This window comes from Buttiauxella sp., assembly GCF_035271705.1.
Taxonomy (GTDB): Bacteria; Pseudomonadota; Gammaproteobacteria; order Enterobacterales; family Enterobacteriaceae; genus Buttiauxella.
Window position 1 is genome coordinate 1 of record NZ_DATERI010000001.1, and the last position, 8,792, is coordinate 8,792.

General features: G+C 52.5%; 5 protein-coding genes and 1 pseudogene. 3 read left to right on the forward strand and 3 right to left on the reverse strand.

Going from position 1 to position 8,792, the window contains the following annotated elements:
* Window positions 1-533 (forward strand): annotated as a pseudogene (locus VJY99_RS00005) (1,4-beta-xylanase); the annotation flags it as partial.
* A 19-nt stretch (window positions 534-552) separates the two neighbouring features.
* Window positions 553-1,839, forward strand: a complete 1,287-nt coding sequence (locus VJY99_RS00010; RefSeq protein WP_324115127.1) for an ABC transporter substrate-binding protein — start codon at window positions 553-555, stop codon at window positions 1,837-1,839.
* Window positions 1,840-1,908: 69 nt separating this feature from the next.
* Here VJY99_RS00010 and VJY99_RS00015 read toward each other — a convergent pair whose 3' ends face one another.
* The 3 genes from VJY99_RS00015 to tamA are packed head-to-tail and all read right to left on the reverse strand — an operon-like array spanning window position 1,909 to window position 7,753.
* Entirely contained in the window at window positions 1,909-2,244 is a 336-nt protein-coding gene (locus tag VJY99_RS00015) for a gamma-glutamylcyclotransferase (protein WP_324115129.1), read from the reverse strand.
* Between the two features lie 2 nt (window positions 2,245-2,246).
* Window positions 2,247-6,023 carry an autotransporter assembly complex protein TamB gene (gene tamB / locus VJY99_RS00020; RefSeq protein WP_324115131.1) on the reverse strand — a complete coding sequence of 1,259 codons (3,777 nt, stop codon included), beginning with the start codon at window positions 6,021-6,023 and terminating at the stop codon, window positions 2,247-2,249.
* The gene (tamA, locus tag VJY99_RS00025) at window positions 6,020-7,753 is read right to left on the reverse strand and encodes an autotransporter assembly complex protein TamA (RefSeq protein WP_324115134.1); all 1,734 of its coding nucleotides are present in this window, start codon (window positions 7,751-7,753) and stop codon (window positions 6,020-6,022) included. Before tamA ends, tamB begins: the two co-directional genes overlap by 4 nt.
* Window positions 7,754-8,104: 351 nt before the next feature.
* Between tamA and msrA the strand changes: the two genes are divergently transcribed.
* Window positions 8,105-8,743: a peptide-methionine (S)-S-oxide reductase MsrA gene (gene msrA, locus VJY99_RS00030; protein WP_324115136.1), complete on the forward strand. Its 639-nt coding sequence runs from the start codon at window positions 8,105-8,107 to the stop codon at window positions 8,741-8,743.
* Window positions 8,744-8,792 lie beyond the last annotated feature (49 nt).

Genomic DNA, 8,792 nt, shown 5'->3' on the forward strand with positions numbered 1-8,792 from the left:
GGGAGGCCGACATCAGGATTGAAGAGTTCGCGTTGCAACTGTTGATCAGCGCCTTTCACTGGGCCCGTGACGTTGGCCCTTCCCAGCCGCTGACGGTTGCCGCGTGGCATCTCGACATTGAAAACAACACGCTGTACGGGCATCCGATTGATCTCGCAGCGCTTCAGCTTTCAGACGTCATCAGCTATCACGCCTATGTTCCTGCAAACTATCAGCTCACGGCATTGCACCACCTGTCACAACTCAATCGCCCTGTGCTTTGCACCGAGTGGCTGGCGCGGCATATGGACTGCACTTTCAGCGAGCAACTGCCGTTATTCGCCGCTTATGATGCGGGTTGCTACCAGTGGGGATTGGTGCAGGGTAAAACCCAAACTTGGATCCCCTGGACCGACGTTAACAAAACGCATCCTGATCCGCAGTCGTTATGGTTTCACGATGTTCTGACCGAGCAGGGAAATCCGTGGAATGAAGAAGAAATGCGCCTGGTTAGCCACTTGACGGCTTACCGACAGAAGAAAGTTCGCGGTTAATCACAATGAGGATGGAACCATGAAGACAGCACTTCTTTTTTTACTGATCTGTTGCACGCTCGGCAATGCGTCGCTGGCTTTCAGTAGCGAACAAGTGGAACTGCGCTTCTCCTGGTGGGGCGGAAAATCCCGTAACGTCGCCACCCTGGAAGCCCTGAAGGCATTCGAAGCACGCTACCCCAACATCAAAGTTAAAGCAGAATACACCGGTTGGGACGGCTATTCCTCTCGCGTTACCACGCAGCTCAATAGCGGCACGGAAGCAGATATTATCCAGACCAACTGGAACTGGCTGACGCTGCTTTCCCGCACCGGAGACGGTTTCTACGATCTTAATAACGTCAGCAAAGAGATCGGGCTTGAGCACTATTCCCCTGAGTCGCTCGCCACCACCACGGTTAACGGCAAAGTGAACGCGATACCCATTTCCAGCAATGTCATGTTGTTCTATTACAACGCGCATACTTGGGAAAAAGCGGGCGTTCCACTGCCCACCACCTGGGATGAATTACGCGCAGCGGGTCAACAGTTTAAAGCGAAACTCGGCGACGACTATTTCCCCCTCGTCTTATCAGGACAAGATGCGTTGCTGCTGGTACGTTCTTACATGTACCAGAAATACCAGAAAGAGATGATAGACGTTAAGAGTAAGGCATTTGCCTGGAGTCATGAGGAGCTGGTTGAAGGGCTAACCTTCTACAAAAGTCTGATGGACGCGCATGTCGCCCCGACCATGAAACAAATCGCCTCTTTCGGCAAAGGCATTAACTATGAAATGAAGCCCTGGATCAACGGCGAGTGGGGCGGGGTTTATAACTGGAACGTGTTGTATACCCCTGAAGCGGGGAACCTGATGCCCCCTAACAAACTGGTTATTGGCCCCTACCCGATGCTCCCTGGCGCGAAAGATGCCGGACAGTTTCGTAAAACCGCGTTGATGTATTCGATAAGCCGTCACACAAAGCACCCGAAAGAAGCCGCTTTGCTGCTCAATTTCCTGCTCAATGAAAAGGAAGGCGTGGTGCCTGTTGGCCTGGAACGCGGCGCACCCTTGAGTAAAGCAGGGGAAAAAGCGCTGCGTGACGCCGGGATCTGGCAGGATGACGATCCTGTCATTCAGGGGCTCGCACAATCGGCAAAACTGCCTAATGCTTCGGCCACCTTGCCACAGCTGGAAGATGGGCAGTTTGTCACCCTGTTTGACAACGCCAGAGAAGAGATTGATTACGGTAAGAAAACCGTCGATCAAGCCGCGACGGAATTTGAACAGCAGGTGAACAGAATATTAAAACGCATCATGCGCTAAGGTGAGAGTTCACCCCCTGTCAGCAGAAATTATGCCCGCTGACAGGGGGTGAGAGCGATCGCAGGACGGTTACCGGTCTACCCAGTTTCCGCTTTCAATGCGGGTTAATCCATCCACCTGCCGTTGGTACACGTACATCCACGCACTACCGTATGGGGTCTGAATCAGTTGGCGTTTATACTCGCCACCTTTGGTGCGCAAAGCATCGAGCTCAGAGAGTGTTGAAGCATCAATGCGATACACCTCACCGACTACGGTACCTTCACCAGGAACAACACCGGGGTAATGGCCGAGGCTGTATAACGTGTAATTTTCGACACGATGGTCCCCAAGCCACTGGGCGTTGGTCATCCAGTGACTATTACCTTGCTTGCGTCGTAAACTGCCGTAAACAAATATTCGCATTGCTAAAACTCAAACTGATAAAGCAGATCAAGAGCCTGATCAATACCAGACACCGCTTCCAGATACAACTTAGGCATTAGGCGATAGCGCAGTGTTAGTGTCGCCAACGAGTCAAAAATGCCCACGCCATATTTTACCTGGAGACCCGGCAGTACATAGCCACTGACCACCACTTGTGAAGAATCCCCCACACCTGCGGTGTCCAGCGCCAGGTTGCTTACGCCAAACGTCTCGCCGATTTTACCCACAACCTGACCACTTTGTGCAACCCCCAGGCCAACAAGCATTGATGTCATGGCGTTACCATCATCACCCGAAGTGTCTAAACCTTGCCCGCGAAGCAGGTAGGACAAGGCTTCTTGCTGTGACATAGCCGGATCAGAAAATATTTCAGCTTTGGGTTCATCAGCCGTTCCTGTGACACGAACACCGGCAATAACATCGTTTTCTGTGGATTCCGGGTTACGAATTGCCTCGATGTTCAGCAACGGTTGGTCCGGAGGACCCGAGAACAGCAAGATGCCTTTGCGAACGATCAGATCCTGCCCGTAAGCACGGAAACTCCCTTCTGGAATATTGATCTGCCCGTTAAGACCTAATCCCTGCTTATCCTGAACCATTTTCAAATCGCCGTTCAAACGCGCTTTCAAACCAAAGGCATTCAGGCGCACGTTATCGCCGACGTGGATAACCAAATTACTGTTGATGGGAATACCCGCGGTTTGCGGTTTAATAGGCTTCAGGTCTTTATCCAGCATCACTTCGTCACTGGAAACGCCGACCGCGCTCTCAGGCACCTCTTGCACCACGATACGCGCCCACGGAATGTCAACGCGACCATCCAGCGTGAACAAGCTCGGCGTCGCCACAAACTCAACATCTGGCGAAACGTCGAGACGCACCATCGGCGGAACCGTAATACGCACTTTATTGCCTTTCGCTGCCACACGCGCTCGCCAATTGTCGAGTTGCGTCCAGTCCGCGTCACCGCTCAGAGCAATATTCCCCTGTCTGGTGCGCACCGTACCGGCAAGCGTTGAGTTCATACCGTTAAAGTTCATGGCAAGCTGGCTTGGCTGCATATCAAACGGCATAAAGTTACCATCGATATCCATACCGTTGAGCTGCAATTGCCCGAACAGTTGAGGCCGCTCAACATTACCTGCCAGGCGCAAATTAGCGTTGAGTTTCCCGGCGGCTTTTTCCCCGCGCGCGAAAATTGGGTTGGCGATAGCCAAATCAAAGTTACGCATATTCACATTACCGCCGAGATTACGGCGGCCTTGTGGATCGGTAATTTGGACTTGTCCGTCGAACTGGCCGTTTTGCGCGACGCGGATCAACCAGCCAAGCTGCGCCCGGTTATTTTTCAGTTCCGCATTCAGATTCAGCGTATCAAACGCCACCAACAGCGGGCTGTCGTTGACCACTTGCGTGACTTTGACGCCGTTACCTTGCAGTGTGACGCTGCCTTGTGGCAGCCCCTTAGATTCACTATCCCAGCTCACATCCGCACGGCCACTAAAGGTGCCCACAGCTTGTGTATCTTCCGGCATAAAGGGTTTGAGCATCGCTAAATCAAAGCGATTCAGGTTGACTACCGCACGCCCTTTCGCGCCAGCATCAATCGGTTGTGGCACGCAAAGCTCCGCATTCGGGTTAGTCCAACAATGCGCACCGATATTGATTTTCTGCTCTTTATTGCGGTAATCGAGCGCCAGGGCGCGATTAAGGGACCACGGGCCGACCGGCGTGTCGAATCGCGTATTGTTGATATTGCCACGCCAGCGCTCTTCCGCACGAGAGAAGCTTCCGCTTAAATCAAGTTGCCCGGAAACCGGCTCACCCTGGATACGCACTTGCAGCTGGTGCTGCTTTTCAGAACCTTTTGCGGCGAGGGTCACCAGGTTGATGTCGACGCCTGGCTGGGCCACTTGCTCGACGCGTAAGTCCAGACTCCCGGAGATTTGATCGGTGGATTTCACCTCCCCTTTCAACAAGACGCGTGCAACGGACAGCTCTTGCCAGCGCAGATTGTTCGCCGTGACATCCGCCAGCAATTGTGGCGCTTTCACATCACCGCGCACTTTAATGATGCCTTTTGCCGTGCCGCCAAGGCCGGGTAACGCGTTGTCGAGATTAGGGGCATCAATGTTGGCATCCAGCGCCAAATCTTTTTCGCCCAACTCACCTTTAATATCCGCGCTGTTACGCCCCAGTTCGATACGCACACCAGGGGTTTTCCACTGCATATAACTGTTGCCGTTGAGTTTCCCGGCAACACTCACTTTGTTATTTTTGACGTTACCGGCGAGCTTCATCTCTGAGACATCCACCTGCCAGGAGCCACCGTACAAACTGCCGCTGGTTTTCACCAGGCCGTCAAGCTTCGCAGGCCAATCCGGGAATTGCTTCGCGGTGTTGATGCCATCGAGTTTTAACTCACCGCGCCAGCTAATCGCTTTGCTCCAGTCAAGAACCGCTTTCAGGTCGGTGTTGCCCTGCAACGCGCTCACTCGTAGCTTGTCGAGATTAAGCTGTTGCTCGTTGCCTTTAGCGTCCAGTGTGATGACGGCTGGCGGGATTTGCTCGCCTTTTACGTCCGTGCGAAATGACAACGTGTAATCCGTCATTTTCCCGCTAAATTTCAGCTTCAGGTCGTCTGCCTGGTACTCTTTTTTCCCGGTGAAAGGCCAGTAAAGCTGTTCGCTGACCACTTCCAGATTGAGCGGTAAACCGGCCTCGGCCAGTTGCGTGTGCGCGGTGATGCCCATGTCGACCGGGCCTGAAAGATTAATGCCGACTTTCAGCACATCTCGCAGTTCCCCACCGATCTTAATCTTCACCTTTTCACCTTTAATCGGATCGATATTCAGCATGGTGTTTAAGGTAAGGTCTACCGGCCATTTATCACGCAGCTCCGCGCTACCCATGGCGTTGACCTGCCCCTGGTTAGAATCGACATCCAGGGCGTCCAGTTTAAGAGAGCCGTCGATACTGCTGACTTTTAACAACAGGCTGCTGACCAGCAAATCGGTATCGCCAGTGAGGTGCAATAGCGAGCCGCGAAATTCCTGAATATTCAGATTCAGCGGCAAATGCACATCGGTCATTTCTGGTAAAACAGGCTTTTCAAACAACTGTTTCAGCGTTTCCCCAAGGGGCAACTCGTCCGGTTGTGGATTCTGAATCTTCGGTTCAACCACCTGTTCCTGCGCAACTTTGGCCACCTTCGGCAGCGCAATCAGCAAACCTTCGAGATAAGTTGGCGTCACAGTCAGGTTACGCTCTTGCCAGTTCAGGCCAGAGGTAAACTCCATGACCGAAACGGTGGTGTTATCAATCTTGATATTGACGTTATTGAGCGCCACACGACGTAAGGTGATGGGATACGGCGTGGTGAGATTTAACGGGCCAGTGTCTTCTTCCTGAACGGCTTCCGACTGTGGCATTTTCTTACTGTCGACTACGACGTCGATATCTTTGAGCGAGAGATTATTCACGCACAGACTGCTATCGCGCAGGCAACCGAGTTCGACCGCGAGGTTAATTTCACCGGCAGTGACATTGACCCCCGGCTGTTGGTAGCGCAAACCTTTGATGCTCAGATTGCGCCAGCCGCCTGTTACGCTCGTCATGTCCAGTCCCGGCACCCAACGGTTGGCAGCATTAAATAAGACGTGCAGCCCGCTCGTGGTGCCCACCAGGAAACCGGCTGTTCCCATCAGCAGCAGCACAAAAACCAACACCGCGAGGCTTATCTTCTTCCAACGACTCATAGTTCAGGCCCCAAACCGATGTAAAACTGTAAACCATGCTCATCTTTATCAGCCACAGGAACGGCAAGGTCGAGCTTGACTGGCCCGACAGGTGACTGCCAACGCACACCAAAACCTGCGCCAGTTTTAAAGTTGCTCTGTTTGAAATTGTTGACTGCTTCGCCTGAGTCAACAAACACCGCCCCCCACCACTTACCCGTGACGTTGTACTGGTATTCCAGTGAACCGGTGACCATTTTTGATGCACCTGTCAGCTCACCCTTGTCGTTTTCCGGTGAGACAGATTTATAGGAATAGCCGCGAATACTGCGGTCGCCACCTGCGAAGAAGCGCAAGTCCGGCGGCACTTTGTCGAAGTCGTTCGTTTCAATCCAGCCCACGTTGCCGCGCACGACAAAGCGGTGTTTTTCTTGCAACGTACGGATCCAGACTTGCTGTGCCTGAATGACGGCAAAGTCGACGTCAGAGCCCCACAGGGTGTTGGAAACATCAAGCGAGTAGCGTTGTGAATCGCCCCAGGTTGGCATCAAACCACCCCGTGAACGGGTACGGTTGAGGCTTACACCCGGATAAAGCAGCATCGTCGTGTTGGTGACGTCGGCTTGGGTAAAGTGGTCGAGGCTCCAACGCAGGTTGATAGCATGTTGCCAACCGCTTGATAAATCCCAGTATCGGGAGACGGCGAACGTGCTGGAGTCGGACATGGTATCGTTCAAGTCCGTCGCTTTAAAGCCACCCTGCACCAGATAATATTGTTCCAGCGGGTTTTTGAGCAGCGGCATTTTGTAGCTGAAATCGATGATTTGTTCTGGTGCTGAAAGGCTGATACTGCTGGTCAGGCTGTGGCCGTAAGAGTTCATCCACGGTTTTTTCCACGACGCTTTTACACGCGGCCCAACGTCGGTGGAATACCCCACACCGGTTTCAATGGTATTTTCAGTTCTTGGGGAAACGACACCCTTTAATGGTAAAACTTTGGTTTCGCGAGATTTGTCGAATTCCGGCGCCACCACCACCGAGTTAAACCAACCCGTCGCCGATAAGCGGCGGTTTAACTCAGCTAAATCTTTTGAGGTGTAGTAATCACCCTGCTTAAAAGGCACCAGATTTTGCAAATATTCTTCGCGAATTTGTGAGCCTTGAAAGGTCACGGCGCCAAAACGGTAACGCTCACCACTGTTGTAATCGATGTCCCAGAACGCCTGGCGGCGCTCAAGCGAAACCCCGAGTTGGCTTTTGAGGAATTCACTGTCGAAGTAGCCCTTTCGCACAGCAACATTGGAAAGATCTTTTTTGAAACTATCGTAATCATGATGATTCAGAATGGTGCCGATTTTCGGGCGCTCACCCAATAACGCGATGTAATCCTTATCGTCACGCGCACCGCCACGCAGGATAACATCGGTGCCGCCAATCAGCACTGGCGGGCCGGGATCAACTTTGGCGAGTAGAACCTGACGCCCTTTGGCGGGGGGTGGCAGCAGGTTGAATTCAATGGTTGGCTCATAATATCCGAGGGCTTTCAATCCATTACGGATGGCATCATCCACGCGCGCGCGAAATCGCCTGTCCGGCGTAACTTCATCCCCCTGGATCGTAGAAAGCTGGGCGCGAACGTTTTTTTGTAGCTCTCCGCTTAACCCATCAACCTGTAAACGCACATTGGCAGCTCCGGCCCACGTGCTTACCAGGCACAAACAGGCCGAGCAAAATATACGAATTTGTGGCACGTTTTCTCCTGAATATCCTTGTTCCCACCCCGGGAAGGAAACGTTATATACCCTAAGTAATTCGGGTTGCAGGTAGGCGGCGATGCAGTGAATCCCCGGGAACTTACTCCAGTAAGTGACTGGGGTGAACGAGGAAAGCCAACGCACTTGCAACTTGAACTATGACGGCTATCGCCGCCCTTAGGATTAACAAAACCCCAACAACCGGGGTTGAAAACTGCACAATAACCCAAATAATTCTTATATGTACTGTAGTCTCATAATGCGTGCTTATTGTCTGAAATAACACGCTACGTTACAACCGATCGTCGGTTGTTGTTAAATTTTGTCGATATCGGGAGAGCATGACTGATGAAATTATTTGAGAAAACCCATCCCGTGACCCAGTCTGAAGCGTTACCTGGTCGCAATACCCCGATGCCGATCGCCACGTTACATGCGGTTAATGAGCATTCAATGACCAATGTACCAGATGGGATGGAAACCGCTTATTTTGCGATGGGTTGTTTCTGGGGCGTTGAACGTATGTTCTGGATAATACCTGGGGTATACAGCACCGCCGCGGGTTACGCTGGCGGTTTTACGCCCAACCCGACCTATCGTGAAGTGTGTAGTGGCATGACCGGGCACACCGAAGCCGTGCGCGTGGTTTACGACCCGCAAGTGGTGACTTATGAACAATTACTGCACGTGTTTTGGGAAAATCACGATCCGGCTCAGGGCATGCGCCAGGGCGGAGATGTCGGCACGCAATATCGTTCCGCAATTTACCCGCTTACGCCAGAGCAAGATAGCGCCGCACGCGCCAGTTTAGAACGCTTCCAGGATGCGATGGCTCTTGCCGGAGATGACCGTAAAGTGACCACGGAAATCGCCACTGCGGGTCCGTTCTATTACGCCGAAGACGACCACCAGCAATATCTGCATAAAAATCCGTACGGATATTGCGGCATTGGGGGTATTGGCGTCTGTTTGCCGCCACAGAATTAATATGTTCTCTAACAAGCGGATGGCTTTCATGGCTGTCCGTTTTGCGCTT